This window comes from Streptomyces sp. SID9727, from assembly GCF_010550605.1.
Classification (GTDB): Bacteria; Actinomycetota; Actinomycetes; order Streptomycetales; family Streptomycetaceae; genus Streptomyces.
The window spans coordinates 1-15,323 of record NZ_JAAGNI010000090.1; the positions used below are offsets into that span (position 1 = coordinate 1).

The following is a 15,323-nucleotide window of genomic DNA, read 5'->3' on the forward strand; positions in this document are numbered from 1 at the left end:
CGGGCACCGGGGCGCCCGCCCCGCTCCGGCGGCGGCCGAAACGGCCCCCGGACCCGGCGGCGGCCCGTGCGCCCAGGCGCGACACCTCGCCCGAACCGTCCGCGAACAGCTCCGTGTCCGTGACCCGCAACTCCGCGCCGAACAGCGTGGACAGCGCCGGGCGCGGGCGTCCCGTCTGGAGCGAGACCACCTCGCGCAGCACACCCGTCAGCTGCTCGGCCATCTCCGCCGCCGAGGCGAACCGGCGGGCCGGATCGGGGTCGGTGGCGCGTACCAGGAGCCGGTAGAACGACTCGTAGCTCCGGAACACCTCGATGTTGTCGGGGTCCGGCAGCGAGTCCACGAAGACGTTCGTGTACCCCTGGAAGTCGAAGGTGAGCACCGCGAGCGTGCGGGCCACCGTGTACAGGTCGGAGGCGACCGACGGGCCCACTTCCGCGACCTCGGGCGCCTGGTAGCCGACCGTGCCGTAGATCGCCGACTCCTCGTCGTCCATCCGGCGGACCGCGCCCATGTCGATCAGCTTCAGCTGGTCCTCGGTCTGGATCGCGTTGTCGACCTTGAAGTCGCAGTACAGCAGGTTGCGGCTGTGCAGATGGCCCAGCGCCTCCAAGGCCTCGATACCGAACGCGCACGCCTGCTCGACCGGCAGCGGATCGCGCTTCCCGGCCGGTGTGCGGCGCTCGTTGGCGATTTCCTTGAGCGACTTGCCGCCGACGTACTCCATGACGATGTAGCCGTCGAGCGAACCGGTCCGCTGGTCCAGGTGCTCCACGAAGTTGTAGATGCGGACGATGTTGGAGTGCTCGATCTCCGCGAGGAACCGCCGCTCCGAGATCGCCGCCGCCATGGCGTCCTGGTCACCCGTGTCGAGCAGGCCCTTGAGCACCACCCAGCGGTCCGAGACCGCCTTGTCCACCGCGAGGTAGACCCAGCCGAGCCCGCCGTGCGCCAGACAGCCCGCGACCTCGTACTGCCCGTGGACGACGTCGCCCGCCTCCAGCTTCGGCACGAACGAGTACGGGTGGCCGCACTTGGTGCAGAACCCCTCGGTGCGGCCCGGCCGGTCGCCCCGGGCCCGGCCCACCGGCGCCCCGCAGTCGGAGCGCGAACAGAACCGCTTGCGCTCGGGCACCTCCGGGTTCTCCATCACGGCCGTACGCGGATCGGGCCGCGGCACGTCCGGCACCTGCACCAGGCCCGCGCCCAGCCGGTTGCGGCCCGAGGCGTTGGTCGACCTGGCGGACGAGCGCACCGACACCGAGTGGGTGCCGGCCCGGCCGGACAGCGACAGCGACCGCGAGAGCCGGCCCGACACCGAACGCCGCGACGTCGAGGAACGTGACGAGGAGCGCGAGGACGCCCGCGAGGAGGACTGCGAACTGCTCCGCGCCGACGTGCTGTTGGACCCCCGGCTGCCGCGGCCGCCGGCCGCGACCCCGGTGGGCGGCGAACTCACCATGCCGTTCGGCGAGACGACCGGCGCCAGACCGCAGGTGTCGCAGTACAGCTCACCGCCGCCCATGTCCTCGTAACTGCCCTCGCACGCGGGGCGCTGGCACTGCGTACTCATGTCCGTTCCCCCTCTTCGCCTCGCCGCCACGACGGTCCGTCACCTCTGTCCAGCAGCTCCAGCGCCGCGTCCTGGTAGCGCTGCACCGCCTGCGCCGCCACCCGCAGATCGCACGGCGCGCTCCACAGCATCCGCCGCGCCGCGTCGTACCGCTCGATCAGGACCGGGTCCTCCGCCAGACCGTTGCGGGCCACCTTCGCCTTGTACGCGTCGAGCCGGCCGCGCAGCTCCGCCCGGACGGCCAGCGGCGAGGTCACCGCCGTCAACTGCTCGCGGGCCCGCAGCAGCTCCTCCTCGGCCTCCCGCTCCAGGGTCTCCAGGAGCGGCGAGAGGCGGTGCCAGCGGGCGTGCCTGCGGTACTCCGAGGCGGCGGCCAGCCGCTCCTGGAGGGCGGTCGGCGGTCCGTTGACCACGGGCACCTCCGACGCGGCGATCTTGGCCAGTACCTCGCCGCGTGCCACCCGGGCCTCGGCCAGCGTGCGGTCGGCCCGGGACAGCACGTCGCGCAGGTGCACCAGCCGCTGCTCGGCGTCCTGCCGTACGGCGAGCACCGCCTCGACCTCGCGCCGCACCTCTTCCAGCGCCCGGGCGGCACGGTCGTAGCGCGTCGTGTCGGGGCGCCCGCCGCCGGGCGCCGCGCTGCCCGGCCCCGGCAGCCAGAACGCCAGCGGGTCCGAGATCACCTGGGCCCGCAGCGTGGCCAGCTCCGCGGTGATCGCCTCCAGCTCGTCGCCCGCCGGGTGCTCGCCGGGGCGGACCCCCACCGAGTGCGCCAGCGAGTGCGTGCGGCGCAGTTCGGCGGCGAGGAGGTCTATGCGGGCGGGCATCGCCGACCAGACGGTGTCCGAGGCCACGACCATGTCCAGGGCGCTCGCGTACAGGCCGTTCATCCGGGAGACCAGCTCCTCCAGCGTGAACCGCTCGGAGAGGCGGGCCGGGCCGCTCACGGACGGGTCGTGACCGGCGGCGGCGTGCGCCACGGTGACGCCCTCGCCGCGCAGCAGCTCGGTCAGGACCGTCAGGTCCTCGCGGTTGGGGTGGCGGCGTCTGGACCGCACCTCACGGGCCCGGTTCAGCGCACCCGTGTACGCGTCGAAGTAGCTCCACAGCAGCGTGACCGACCGCTCGGTGACGGTCCACCGCTCCCTGGTGACACCGGACAGCTCGGCGCCCTCCAGGAGCCTGCGGCCCGCGTGGTCCTGGAGGGCGAGCAGCGAGGTCTCGATCGCCTCGTGCTCCGCGCCGAGCCGGGACAGCGCACGGTCGGCCTCGTCCCGGTCCATGACCGGACCGGGCGGCCGGGCCGCGTAGCTGGGGAAGGGGCCAGCGACGCCCATCGATCACCTCTCCGCTCTCCCCGCCGGGCCTGGGCCCCGCGGGATCAGTGCCGCCGCCCGCAGGGCGGGGCCGCGCTAGTCCCGGTACTTCGGCTCCGGCGGGCCCTGGACCCCCGGCAGGCCCTTCTGGAGCCAGGCGCGGTACGACTTCATCCAGAGGCTGTCCGCGCCGCCCGCCCGGTAGTCGACCAGGACCTTGTTGACCCGGGACACCAGGTCGTCCGCGCCCTTCTTCGTGGCCACGCCGTAGTACTCGGTGGTGAACGGGTCGCCCTTGAGCTCGACCGCCGGGTCCTGGGCGGCCTGTCCGGCGGCCAGCGCGTTGTCCGTGACGACCGCGTCGACCTCGCCCAGCTGGAGCCGTACCAGGCAGTCCAGCTGGTTGGGGACGGTCAGCCGGTCCTCGTCGGCCGCCGCGCCGTCGTGCTCGTCCTTGAAGACCGAGCCGAACGACTCCTTCTCCAGCGCCTCGTACGCCGTGGAGCCCTCGGCGGTGCAGACGCGCTTGCCGGCCAGCGTGGAGTTGAAACCGGTGATCGAGCGGTCCTCCTTCGCGGCGAGGACCTGCTGGCCCGCCTGGAAGTAGGCCGTGGAGAACGAGACCTGCTTCAGCCGGGCGCAGTTGACCGTCATCGTCCGCACGACCACGTCGACCTTGTCGTTCTCCAGCGCGGCGATGCGCTGGTTGGTCGGGATGGCCCGGAAGATCACCTTGTCGCCGTTCCCGAGGATGTCCTTCGCGAGGGCGCGGACCAGGTCGATGTCGAAGCCTTCGAGGTCGCCGGTCGCCGGATTGCGGAAGCCCCACTGGAAGCTGTTCTGGTCGACGCCCGCGATGAGCTTGCCGCGCTCCTTGATCGTGCGGATCGCGTCCCCGTCCGGCTCGCCCGGCCGCAGACTGGCCTCCGGGTCCGTGCAGGCGTCGGCCCTCGCCTGGAGGGCGTGCGCCGCGCCGGGCCCCGTCGCCTGGGGGCCGAAGACGTCGTCGCCCGGGTGGGACAGCGGCAGCAGGGTCAGCGACGCGGTCAGCGCGCAGGCGGCGGCCATCGCGGTCACCCCGCCCCAGCCGCGCAGCCGGCCGGTGCCCTTCGCGTTCTTCGCTGTCATCGCTCCCCCTGTCACCGGAACTCCGAGAGCCTGCGGTTGACCCCGGCGATCGCCGCGACCGCGCCCAGCACGGCCAGCACCACCGCGCCGACGGGCAGGCCGCCCAGGGCGCCGCGGCCGTCCCGCGCGGCCCGGGTGAAGTCGTCCTGCTCGTGTGCCAGGGCGTCGCGCAGCGCGTCGTCCACCTTCTTGAAGGACTCGCCCGTGGAATCCTTCTGGCCGATGATCTGTTCCAGGGCCGCCTCGTAGTCCCCGGCATCGTCGGTCTTCCGAGCCGTACGGTGACGGCCCTGCCACTCCTCGACCGCCCCGGCCGCCGCGGCGACCGGCTTGCCGCCCTCGCCGTCCCCGGTGTCCTCGGCCAGCTTCGCCGCCGCGGCCAGCTCCTCGCCCAGCGCCTTCATGCCCGCCGTGTAGTCGGTCTCGTACTTGTCGTTCCTGCCGTCCGCGGTGAGCACCGCACCCCGGGCGACCACCGTCAGGTTCTCGTCGGCGCGCGCCTTCAGCGAGTCGATGCGCGCCCGATTGAGCACGTCCATCGGCCGCTGCCCGTGCGAATCGGCCTCGGCCAGACCGGACCTGGCCACCGTGTGCCCGACCGCCAGCCACAGCAGCAGCACCGCCGTCGCGGCCGTCGCGGCCAGCAGACCGTGGTTGAACACCCGGTTCGTCCGCCGGTAGTTGCGGCGCTGCGCCCAGACCAGCACGGCCAGCGCGACGACTCCGGCGCCGAGCGAGAGCAGCGGCCACCCGCGCGCGGAGCTCTGGTCCTCGCCGAGCCGGCCGGTCTCCGCCGCGTACAGCCGCTCGGCGGCCGGCAGCAGCTCGCCGGACATCGTCTGGTTCGCGTACCGCAGGTAGGCGCCGCCCAGCGGGAGCCCCTGCCGGTTGTTGGCGCGGGCGCGCTCGATCAGGCCCGTGTAGCGGGGGAGCCCCTCGTTGAGCGTGGTGATCTCGCGGCCGGACGCCGTGGCCGCGTCCGTGTTCGCCGCGGCCTTCACCAGCAGCCGTGACGCCTCCTCGATGTCCTTCACGTACTGCTCGTGCACCGAGCGCGGCTCCTGCGGCCCGGCCAGGAAGCCGCTCGCCGCCGCCGCGTCCGCGTCCGCGAGCGAGCGGTAGATGCCCGCCGCGTCCGCGCTGAGCGGCTGGCTGCGCTCGACCACGTCGTCGGCGGAGGCGGCCCGGTCGCTGATCTGGAAGGCCGTCACCGCCCCGAACGCCAGGACGAGGAGCGCCAGGACCGCCCCGATGACGCGCAGCCGGCCCGGTTCGGTGGTCGCGGCCGCACGCAGCCGCCCCGCGACGGCGGCCCGGGTGCTCGGCTGCTGCGGCACGGGCGCGGGCACGGCCTCCGGCGCGGGCGGCTGCCCCAGGGCGCCTCGCGGCGCCTCACGCGCACTCGGCGGGTGTGTCACTCGACCTCCCCCTCGGTCACTGACGACGGCCCGCCCCCCGGCCGATCGGGGGACTGGTACCCGGCCAGAAGTATGGCCTCAGGAACCGGCACCCCACATCCAGAACGCCTGGATCGGACACCGGACCACGCAGCGGCCGGTGGTGACCGGCCGCGGTCCACCGCATTCGATCAAGACCGGCGCCGTTGATCAAGGCGAACGGCACGATCCCCCACGGACCGTCCTCCCCATCAACAACACGTCCCGGAAGCCCGATCGGTTCCCGCATGCGCGAGGCGCCCCGCAACCGGCAGGCTACGGGGCGCCTCTGACGGACGAACACTCAGGCGTACCGCGCCCGCAGTCTCGCGTGCACCTCCGGCGCCGCGCCCGTGTGGTCGAGGCCCAGGAGCCCCGCGCCGAGGACCGGGGACTCCCGCACCACGCGCACCACGGCCTTCGGGGCCCGCACCGCGAGGAGTTCGCGGATCCGGTCGTCCAGCCGCGGATGGCGCGCCGCCAGAACGCTTCCGCCGAGGAGCACCGGCGCCTCCTCGTCCAGCAGCCCGAGGCGGGTCAGCGCGACCGATGCCAGTGCGACGACCTCCTCGGCCAGCCGGTCCACCAGGGCACGCGCCACCGGGTCGCCGGCCGCACCCGTCGCGAAGAGCACCGGGGCCAGTTCGTGCCGGCGCTCCGGCGCGATGCGGCCCAGGTGCAGCGCCTCGATCAGCGCGTACATCGAGTCGAGCCCGAAGTGCGCGGGGAGCGTCCGGGCCAGCTCGGTCGGCTCGCCGCGGCCGTCCTCGGCGCGCGCGGCGAACCACAGCGCCTCCTCGGACAGCCCCGAACCGCCGCCCCAGTCACCGGAGATCCGCCCGATCGCCGGGAAGCGCGCGGTGCGCCCGTCCGGGACCATGCCGACGCAGTTGATGCCCGCGCCGCAGACCACGGCCACGCCGCGCGGCTCGTCGACCCCGGCGCGCAGGATCGCGAAGGTGTCGTTGCGCACCTCGACGGTCCGGCCCCAGCCGCGGGCGGCCAGCGCCGCCGTCAGCTGCTCCTCCTCGACCGGCAGGTCCGCGTTGGCGAGGCAGGCGGATACATGGGCGACCTGCCCGGCGTCCGCCCCGGCCTCGGTGAACGCCCGCTCCACCGCCGCGCCGAGCACGTCGACGGCCGTCTCCACGCCGACCACAGGCGGCTGGAACCCGCCGCCCCTGGCCGTGGACAGCACCGTGCCGTCCGCACCGATGAGGGCCACATCGGTCTTGCTGTTCCCCGCGTCGATCGCGAGGACGGAACCGTTCACGCCCACGCGAGGTGCTCCCGGTTGTGCGCGATCAGCTTGTCGGTCAGCGCCTCGGCGTACTCGAACTGGCCGATCAGGGGGTGTGCCAGCAGCGCCTTGAACACCCGGTCCCGGCCGCCGTGCAGCGCGGCCCGGAGCGCCAGGTCCTCGTACGCCGTGACGTTGGCGATGAGCCCCGCGTACAGCGGGTCCAGGGCGGGCACGGCGAGCGGCGTGGCGCCGGAGCCGTCGACCTTCGCCTGGACCTCGATCACCGCGTCGTCCGGCAGGAACGGCAGGGTGCCGTTGTTGTACGTGTTGACCACCTGGTGCGCGGAGCCGCCGCCGCCCAGGAGCGCCGCCGCCAGGTCCACGGCCGCCTCCGAGTAGAAGGCGCCGCCGCGCTTGGCGAGCAGCGCGGGCTTCTCGTCCAGCGCCGGATCGCCGTACATGGCCAGGAGCTCCTTCTCCATGGCGGCGACCTCGGCGGCCCGGGAGGGCTTGCTGCCGAGCTCGCGGACGACCTCGTCGTGCGCGTAGAAGTACCGCAGGTAGTACGAGGGGACGACGCCGAGCCGGTCCACGACCGCGCGCGGCATGTGCAGGTCGTCCGCGATGGCGTCGCCGTGCTCGGCGATCAGCCGGGGCAGCACGTCCTCGCCCCGGGGGCCGCCGAGGCGCGCCCCCAGCTCCCAGGTGAGGTGGTTCAGCCCGACGTGGTCGAGGTGCACCTCGCCGGGGGCCACGCCGAGCAGCCGGGCGAACTTGCGCTGGAAGCCGATCGCCACGTTGCACAGGCCGACGGCCTTGTGCCCGGCCTGGAGCAGGGCGCGGGTGACGATGCCCACCGGATTGGTGAAGTCGATGATCCAGGCGTCCGGGTTGGCACGCCGGACCCGCTCGGCGATGTCCAGGACGACCGGGACGGTGCGCAGCGCCTTGGCGAGGCCGCCGGCGCCGGTGGTCTCCTGGCCGACGCAGCCGCATTCCAGGGGCCAGGTCTCGTCCTGGTTGCGGGCGGCCTGGCCGCCGACGCGCAGCTGGAGCAGGACGGCGTCCGCTCCGGCGACGCCCGCGTCGACGTCCGAGGTGGTGACGACGCGGCCCGGGTGGCCCTGCTTGGCGAAGATCCGCCGGGCGAGGCCGCCCACGAGGTCGAGCCGGTCGGCGGCCGGGTCGACGAGGACCAGCTCCTCGACCGGCAGCGTGTCACGCAGCCGGGCGAATCCGTCGATCAGTTCGGGGGTGTAGGTGGACCCGCCACCCACTACAGCGAGCTTCATGGTTCAGCCCTTTACTCCGGTCAGTGTGACGCCCTCGACAAAAGCCTTCTGTGCGAAGAAGAAGACGACGATCACGGGGGCCATGACCAGAACGGTCGCGGCCATGGTCAGGTTCCAGTCGGTGTGGTGCGCGCCCTTGAAGGACTCCAGTCCGTAACTCAGCGTCCAGGCCCCCGGGTTCTCGGAGGCGTAGATCTGCGGGCCGAAGTAGTCGTTCCAGGCGTAGAAGAACTGGAAGAGGGCGACGGCGGCGATTCCCGGCTTGGCCATCGGCACCACCACGCGCAGCAGGGCGCGCAGTTCGCCGCACCCGTCGACCTTCGCCGCGTCGAGGTACTCGTCGGGGATGGTCAGCAGGAACTGCCGCAGCAGGAAGATGGAGAACGCGTCGCCGAAGGCCATCGGGATGATCAGCGGCCAGAGCGTGCCGGACAGGTCCAGCTGCTTGGCCCAGAAGAGGTACATCGGGATGACCACGACCTGCGGCGGCAGCATCATCATCGAGATGACGAGCATCAGCGACAGCCGCCGGCCGCGGAAGCGGAACTTGGCGAGCGCGTACGCCACGGGCAGCGAGGACACGACCGTGAGGACGGTGCCCAGACCCGCGTACAGCAGGGTGTTCCGCCACCAGGTCAGGAAGCCCGGGGTGTCGAACACCCGCTTGTAGTTGGCCCACTCGAAGGGGTGCGGCCACAGGTCCCGGGTGAGGGCCTGCTGGTCGCTCATCAGCGAGGTGAGCACCAGGAAGACGAACGGCAGCACGAAGAAGAGGGCCGCCGCCACGCCGAGCGCGTGCACGGCGATCCAGTTCAGCAGCGCCTTGCGGCGCGCGACGCGCTGGGCGGGGGAGACGGGCTCGGCCGTCACCGTCGGGGTGTGGAGGACCTGCGCCATGTCACTCACCTGCCTGGATCAGTCCGCTGCGGCGCCGCATCAGCAGTGCGGTGAACGCCATGGCGAGGACGAAGAGTACGAGCGCGACCACACAGGCGGAGCCGTAGTCGAAGCGCTGGAAACCGAGGTTGTAGACCAGCTGCGGGAGCGTCAGTGTCGACTTGTCGGGATAGCCGGGTTCGAACTGCTGGCCCGAGCCGCCCATGACACCGGACGCGACCTTCCCGGCCACCAGCGGCTGGGTGTAGTACTGCATCGTCTGGATGATGCCGGTGACCACGGCGAACATGATGATGGGCGAGATGTTCGGCAGCGTGACGTACCGGAACCGGTGGTACGCGGTCGCCCCGTCCAGCTCCGCCGCCTCGTACTGCTCCTTCGGTACGTCGAGCAGCGCGGCCATGAAGATCACCATCAGGTCGCCCACCCCCCACACCGCGAGCGCGGTCAGCGCGGGCTTGGACCAGGTGGCATCGGTGAACCAGCCGGGCGTGCCCATCCCCAGATCGCCGAGGATCGAGTTGACCGGCCCGGTCCCGGGGTTGAGCAGGAAGACGAAGCCCAGCGTGGCCGCGACCGGCGGCGCCAGGTAGGGCAGGTAGAACAGCGTCCGGAAGACGCCCGTGCCCGTCTTGATCTTGGTGATCAGCATCCCGACGCCGAGTCCGAAGACCACGCGGCAGGCCACCATCACGACGACCAGCCACAGCGTGTTGCGCAGCGCCGGCCAGAACAGCGGGTAGTCCTCGAAGACGTACGACCAGTTCTTGAAGCCGCTGAACTCGGGGGCGGCGAAACCGTCGTAGTGGGTGAACGAGAAGTAGACCGTGGAGATCAGCGGGTAGGCGAAGAAGACGCAGAACCCGATCAGCCAGGGCGACATGAAGGCCGCCGTCCGGAGCGCCGACCTGCGGCGCTTCGCACGGAGTGTGTACGTGCTCATCGTGGCGGCTCTACTTCGCCTGGGCGATCGCCGCGTCGATCTCCTTCGCGGTCTTCTCCAGCCCCGCCTTGACGTCCTTCTGCGTGCCCTTCTCGACGTCGTAGCCGAGGTTCTGCAGGGACGTCAGGTAGGCGCCGCCGTTCACCGAGGGCGGGGTGGTGGTGGACTTCGGGTTCGCGGCGATGTCCAGGAACGTCTTGAAGCGCGGGTCGTACTTCAGCTTCGGCGACTTCAGCGCGGCCAGCGTGGAGGGCACGTTGTGGATGGCGTTGGCGAAGTTCACGACCGCGTCGGTGTCGGTCGTCATGAACTTGACCAGCTCCCAGGCGGCGTTCTGCTTGCCGGAGGTGGCCGCGATGCCGGCGATGGTGCCGGTCAGATAGCCCTTGCCGTAGGTGTCGGCCTCGTCGTCCGCGACCGGCATCGGGGCCACCCCGATCTCGAACCCGGGTTTGGCGTCCTCGGCCATGCCGAGCCGCCACTCGCCGTCCAGCTGCATGGCGACCTGGCCGGTGTGGAACGGGTGCTTGGCGCCCCACTCGTCACCGAAGCCGGTACGGAACTTCTCCAGCTTCGCGTAGCCGCCGAGCGAGTCGACCAGCTTCTTCTGGGTGGTGAGCATCGCGGCGAACGCCGGGTCCTTCGCGATGTTCGACTTGCCGTCCGCGTCGAAGTAGGTGGGGTTCCAGCCGCCGAGGTAGTGCTCGGTGGTCGCCTCGTAACCGTGGTACGTCGGCATGAAGCCCAGCTGCTCGTACGTGTCGCCCTTGGCCTTCGTCAGCTTCTCGGCGTCGGCCGCGAACTCGGACCAGGTCTTCGGCGGGTCCGTGATCCCGGCCTTCTCGAAGGCGTCCTTGTTGTAGTAGAGCCCGTACGCGTCACCCAGCAGCGGGACCGTGCAGCGCACCCCGTCGAACTGGGTGTACTCGTTCATCGCCTTCGGGAAGGTCGCATCGGGGTCGATCCCGTCCTTCTTCAGGAACGGGTTGAGGTCCACGAACGCCTTCGAGGAGCAGAACTTCCCCACGTTGTTCGTGGTGAACGACGAGACCACGTCCGGCGCCTTGGACCCGCCCGCGCGCAGCGCCTGGTTGATCTTGTCGTCGGTCATGTTGCCGACGACCTTCACGTGGATGTTGGGGTGGGCCTTCTCGAAGGCGGCGATCGTGGCCTCGATGCCCTTCACCTCGCCCGGCGCGCTCCAGCCGTGCCAGAACGTGATGGTCGTCTCCTTGGACGCGTCATCGTCGGCTCCGGAGCCGCTCTGGCCGGTACAGGCGGAGGCGAACAGGGCTATCGCGGCGGTCGCGGCGAGCGCGACGGCCGGCTTCCGGCGGTTTCCGGACATGGTGGTGTCTCCCGGTGAAGGGTGTCGGTCAGGGACGGGGTGTGCAGAGGAAGAGAAGACGTGGAAGGTCAGCGCGAGGTGTCGAACACTTCGTCGCGGGTGGTGGCCAGCGCGCTCTCCAGCGCGCCGCGCAGTACGGGCCGGTGGGTGACGTCCCCGGCGAGCAGCCGGGGCCTGGACGCGGCGAGCTCGGCCAGCTCGGCCGCGACCCGGGCGCGCAGCTGCTCCCCGCCGCGCGCGAACAGCGCGCCGGAGAGCACGACGATCTCCGGGTCGAGGACGGCGACCAGGGAGGCGAGGCCGGTCGCGAGACCGGTGGCGAACCGGTCGAGCAGCGTGGCGTACGGCCCGCCCTCACCCCGCTCCACGGCTTCGGCTGCCCGGCCCACCAGCTCGGCGGCGATCTCGTGGTGGGTGCCGGAGGCCGGTGCGTCCTCGATGCCCAGCTCCCGGGCCAGGCGCGCGAGCACCTGGGCGCCCGCCAGCTCCTGGAAGCCGCCCGCGTTGGCCTTGGTGACCTGGCGGACCAGCGGCGCCCCGGGCACCGGCAGGAAGCCGACCTCGCCGGCGCCCCCGGTGAAGCCCCGGTGCAGCCGGCCGTTGATGACCAGCGCGGCGCCCAGCCCTTCCTCGTTCCACAGGAGCACGAAGTCGCCGTGGCCCCGTGCCGCCCCGCGCCGCTGCTCGGCCACCGCGACGAGGTTGACGTCGTTCTCGTACTCGACGGGCATCGGCAGCACGGCCGCCAGCTCGTCGAGCAGCGTGGGGGCGTGCCAGCCCGGCAGGTGCGAGGCGTAACGCAGCCGGCCCGTGTTCGGGTCGAAGGCGCCCGGCGTGCCGATGACCACCCGGTGCACGTCGGCCCGGGTCAGCCCGGCATCCGCCACCGCGCCGTCCAGCGCCTCGGTCACCTCCCGCACCACGCTGTCGGCGCGCCGCCCGGGGGTCCGCAGCTCGAACTCCCCGACCGTCTCGCCGGTCACATCGGCGACGGCGGCGACGATCCGGTGCGTGTTCACATCGAGCCCGGCGACATGGGCGGCGGAGGCGTTGACGGCGTAGAGCTGGGCGTTGGGGCCGGGACGCCCGGCGGCGGTCCCGGTGGCGACGACCAGTCCGGCGGCTTCGAGGCGCACCAGCAGCTGGGAGGCGGTGGGCTTGGAGAGCCCGGTGAGCTTCCCGATCCGGGTCCGCGACAGGGGGCCGTACTCCAGGAGCAGATCGAGGGCGGCGCGGTCGTTCATGGCCCGCAGCACCCTGGGTGTGCCCGGCGTGGTCCCGGCCATGAGCGTTGCACCAGCCCCTCTGTTAGGAAAGTTTCCTATTCGGTGAGAGGAACGTAGGGCCCTGGCCGCCGGGGCGTCAATGACCTGACCGCCGGTGGCAACCAAAGCGTTATCCGGGCCGGAACGGGGCCGGGGAACGACAACGGCCGGGGACCGCTCGGGTCCCCGGCCGGGCCGGCTACTTCGTGGTGCTCGGCGGCGGGATCGGGGTCGTCGCCAGCGACTGCGGGGAGGTCGCCGACGCGTACGCCGAGGGGGCGGCCATCCCCGCCGTCGGATCGGCCTCCGGCGCGTCCTCGGGGGCACCCGCCACCATGCTGATGCCCGCCGCGTCCAGTGCCACCTTGATGCGCCAGCGCAGCTCGCGCTCCACGCCGACCGCTTGGCCCGGCATGGTTTTCGCGCTCACCCGGACCGTCATCGAGTCGATCAGCACCGTGTCCAGGCCCAGGATCTCGACCGGGCCCCACAGGCGTTCGGTCCAGGGCTCCTCCTTGGCCATCTCCTGGGCGGCGTCGGCGATGACGGCACGGATCTTCTCCAGGTCCTCCGTGGGGCGCACCTGGACGTCCACGTTGGCCGTGGACCAGCCCTGGCTGAGGTTGCCGATCCGCTTGACCTCGCCGTTGCGGACGTACCAGATCGCGCCGTTCTCCCCGCGCAGCTTGGTGACGCGCAGACCCACCTCGATGACCTCGCCGGAGGCGACGCCCGCGTCGATCTGGTCGCCGACCCCGTACTGGTCCTCCAGGATCATGAAGACCCCGGACAGGAAGTCGGTGACCAGGTTCCGGGCGCCGAAACCGAGGGCCACACCGGCGACCCCGGCGGAGGCGAGGAGCGGGGCCAGGTTGATCTGGAACGCGCCCAGGATCATCAGGGCCGCGGTGCCCAGGATCAGGAACGAGGCCACCGAACGGAGCACCGAGCCGATCGCCTCCGACCGCTGGCGGCGGCGCTCCGCGTTGACCAGGAGACCGCCGAGCGCGGTGCCCTCCACGGCCTGCGCGCTGCGGTTCATCCGTTCGATGAGCTTGGTCAGGGCGCGGCGGACCGCGATGCGCAGCACGATCGCGACCGCCGCGATCAGGATGATCCGCAGGCCCGTGTTCAGCCAGGTGGACCAGTTCTCCTCCACCCAGCCCGCGGCGTCCCCGGCCTGCCGCGCGGCTTCGTCCAGCGAGCCGCCGGGCTCCGGTGACGGGGCTGCGGCCAACAGGGCGGACAGGGACACGGCGAAACCTCCAGGGGCGAGCGCTGAGCGGAAGAGCGCTGAACAACCACACTAACGGGGCATCACCCGTGCTCCGTTGCCGTGGACGGAGGGAGAGACACGGCTCACCCGGAGATACGGAACGGATAAGGGCCGGGGGTGCCGCCGGGCACGACCGCGGGAAAAATTCCTTCCGGCCCGTTACCCGCACGTGGTGGCGCTTCGACCAGGCGTGAGGGGAGACTGAGAGCGGAGATCGTCCCGGCGCGAGCCACGCGCCGCCGGCGTACAAGGAGGCATCCGTGCCGCATGTCCTGGTTCTCAACGCGTCGTACGAGCCGCTCGGCGTCGTACCGCTCCGCCGCGCACTCGTCCTCGTCCTCGAGAACAAGGCCATCTGTCTCGAGGAGTCCGGCGCCCTCATGCACAGCGCGACCCGGGCCGTCCCGGCCCCGAGCGTCGTCCGGCTCAAGCGGTTCGTCCGCGTCCCCTACCGCGGTCCGGTGCCGCTGACCCGGCGGGCCCTGTTCGCCAGGGACGGCGGGCGCTGCATGTACTGCGGGGCCGCGGCGACCAGCGTCGACCACGTCATCCCGCGCAGCCGGGGCGGCCTGCACGCCTGGGACAACGTGGTGGCGGCCTGCCGCCGCTGCAACCACGTCAAGGCCGACCGCCACCTGCCCGAGCTCGGCTGGCGGCTGCACCAGCAGCCCGCCCCGCCGACCGGACTGGCCTGGCGGATCATCGGCACGGGGCACCGCGACCCGCGCTGGCTGCCCTATCTGCAACCGTTCGGCGCGGACGACGCGATGGCCCGGATCGACGGCGTCTCCGCCTGAGACCGGGCCCGCGTGCTTCCCGGGGCGGTCCGCCGCACCGGGGCCCCGGCCTGCCGTGCCCCGCTCCGCCGCCGTGCCCCGTCAGCCGTCCTCCGCCACCGCGTACGCCTCGGCCGACCAGAGCGAGATGCCGTACTTCGTGGCCCGCTCGTCGCCCACGACCCGGACGAACCGGGTGTCCTCCGCGTCCATCCGCACCGACTCGCGGCCGCCCCGCCCCTCGCGGACCGTCGCGGCGGTGCGCCAGACGCGGCCGTCCGACGACACCTGGACGCGGTAGCGCGACGGGTACGCGTCCTGCCAGTGCAGCACCACCCGGCCGAGGCGGACCGGGGCGGGCAGTTCCGCCTGCCACCACGCCCCGTCCTCGGCCGGTGAGGACCAGCGAGTCTCCGGGTCGCCGTCGGACGCGGCGGACGCCGGGAAACCGGCGGTCTCGTCGCCCGACGAGGAGGCGGCGGCCCCGCGCAGCAGGTCGGGCCCGGCGGTGCGCGGGTAGGCCCGCACGGTCAGGGTGGTCCGCTCGTCCCCGAAGGCGAACGGCACCGCGTACTCGCCGGCCGGGGTGTCCTCCGGGACCGTGATCTCCACCGGGACCTCGGTCCGCGCCCCGCGCGGCACGGTCGTACGCTTCGGCACCCGGACCTCGACGCCCTCGGGCGCCTTCGCGGTCAGCCGCCCGCGCACCTCGGCCGGGCGCCGGCCGGACAGCCGGGCCCGGACCTCCTGCGGCCCGCCGCCGATGACCGCGTCCGTCTCGCCGCGCACCAGGTCCAGCCGGGCGGCCGGCTCGTCGCCGAACCAGGGCA

The 15,323-nt window shown here is 72.5% G+C and carries 13 protein-coding genes; 1 reads left to right on the top strand and 12 read right to left on the bottom strand.

All coding sequences use genetic code 11. From position 1 onward, the window contains the following. From G3I41_RS05415 to G3I41_RS05465, 11 genes are all read right to left on the bottom strand, one after another. Positions 1-1,573 (bottom strand): serine/threonine protein kinase (locus G3I41_RS05415; protein WP_164399161.1); only part of this gene is annotated, 1,573 nt, incomplete at its 3' end. Then, positions 1,570-2,910 (bottom strand): hypothetical protein, encoded by a 1,341-nt coding sequence (locus tag G3I41_RS05420; protein ID WP_164399162.1) that lies wholly within the window; start codon positions 2,908-2,910, stop codon positions 1,570-1,572. The genes G3I41_RS05420 and G3I41_RS05415, both read right to left, overlap by 4 nt. Positions 2,911-2,985: 75 nt before the next feature. Further along, complete coding sequence (locus G3I41_RS05425; RefSeq protein WP_203600259.1) at positions 2,986-4,017, bottom strand: glutamate ABC transporter substrate-binding protein; 1,032 nt, start codon at positions 4,015-4,017, stop codon at positions 2,986-2,988. An 11-nt stretch (positions 4,018-4,028) separates the two neighbouring features. Beyond that, positions 4,029-5,354: a hypothetical protein gene (locus G3I41_RS05430; protein ID WP_164399172.1), complete on the bottom strand. Its 1,326-nt coding sequence runs from the start codon at positions 5,352-5,354 to the stop codon at positions 4,029-4,031. Positions 5,355-5,757: 403 nt separating this feature from the next. Beyond that, positions 5,758-6,732 carry a BadF/BadG/BcrA/BcrD ATPase family protein gene (locus tag G3I41_RS05435; protein WP_164399163.1) on the bottom strand — a complete coding sequence of 325 codons (975 nt, stop codon included), beginning with the start codon at positions 6,730-6,732 and terminating at the stop codon, positions 5,758-5,760. Next, positions 6,723-7,988 carry a 6-phospho-beta-glucosidase gene (locus G3I41_RS05440; protein WP_164399164.1) on the bottom strand — a complete coding sequence of 422 codons (1,266 nt, stop codon included), beginning with the start codon at positions 7,986-7,988 and terminating at the stop codon, positions 6,723-6,725. Before G3I41_RS05440 ends, G3I41_RS05435 begins: the two co-directional genes overlap by 10 nt. 3 nt (positions 7,989-7,991) lie before the next feature. Next, positions 7,992-8,885 carry a carbohydrate ABC transporter permease gene (locus tag G3I41_RS05445; protein WP_164399165.1) on the bottom strand — a complete coding sequence of 298 codons (894 nt, stop codon included), beginning with the start codon at positions 8,883-8,885 and terminating at the stop codon, positions 7,992-7,994. A gap of 1 nt (position 8,886) precedes the next feature. Then, complete coding sequence (locus G3I41_RS05450) at positions 8,887-9,828, bottom strand: sugar ABC transporter permease (protein ID WP_164399166.1); 942 nt, start codon at positions 9,826-9,828, stop codon at positions 8,887-8,889. Between the two features lie 10 nt (positions 9,829-9,838). Further along, on the bottom strand, positions 9,839-11,176 hold the full coding sequence (locus G3I41_RS05455; RefSeq protein WP_164399167.1) for an ABC transporter substrate-binding protein: 1,338 nt from the start codon (positions 11,174-11,176) through the stop codon (positions 9,839-9,841). Between the two features lie 68 nt (positions 11,177-11,244). Further along, entirely contained in the window at positions 11,245-12,462 is a 1,218-nt protein-coding gene (locus tag G3I41_RS05460) for an ROK family transcriptional regulator (RefSeq protein ID WP_164399168.1), read from the bottom strand. Positions 12,463-12,640: 178 nt separating this feature from the next. After that, complete coding sequence (locus G3I41_RS05465; RefSeq protein ID WP_164399169.1) at positions 12,641-13,696, bottom strand: mechanosensitive ion channel family protein; 1,056 nt, start codon at positions 13,694-13,696, stop codon at positions 12,641-12,643. Positions 13,697-13,977: 281 nt separating this feature from the next. On the opposite strand from G3I41_RS05465, the gene G3I41_RS05470 reads away from it, so the two are divergent. Further along, positions 13,978-14,514: an HNH endonuclease gene (locus tag G3I41_RS05470; RefSeq protein ID WP_164399170.1), complete on the top strand. Its 537-nt coding sequence runs from the start codon at positions 13,978-13,980 to the stop codon at positions 14,512-14,514. Positions 14,515-14,595: 81 nt separating this feature from the next. Here the strand turns inward: G3I41_RS05470 and G3I41_RS05475 are convergent. Further along, on the bottom strand, positions 14,596-15,323 hold a 728-nt coding region (locus tag G3I41_RS05475; protein ID WP_203600261.1), incomplete at its 5' end, for a discoidin domain-containing protein.

Coding starts and splice junctions, on each gene's coding strand:
- G3I41_RS05420 (WP_164399162.1), bottom strand. CDS start 2,910: ATGGGCGTCGCTGGCCCCTTCCCCAGCTACGCGGCCCGGCCGCCCGGT.
- G3I41_RS05425 (WP_203600259.1), bottom strand. CDS start 4,017: ATGACAGCGAAGAACGCGAAGGGCACCGGCCGGCTGCGCGGCTGGGGC.
- G3I41_RS05440 (WP_164399164.1), bottom strand. CDS start 7,988: ATGAAGCTCGCTGTAGTGGGTGGCGGGTCCACCTACACCCCCGAACTG.
- G3I41_RS05445 (WP_164399165.1), bottom strand. CDS start 8,885: ATGGCGCAGGTCCTCCACACCCCGACGGTGACGGCCGAGCCCGTCTCC.
- G3I41_RS05450 (WP_164399166.1), bottom strand. CDS start 9,828: ATGAGCACGTACACACTCCGTGCGAAGCGCCGCAGGTCGGCGCTCCGG.
- G3I41_RS05455 (WP_164399167.1), bottom strand. CDS start 11,176: ATGTCCGGAAACCGCCGGAAGCCGGCCGTCGCGCTCGCCGCGACCGCC.
- G3I41_RS05460 (WP_164399168.1), bottom strand. CDS start 12,462: ATGGCCGGGACCACGCCGGGCACACCCAGGGTGCTGCGGGCCATGAAC.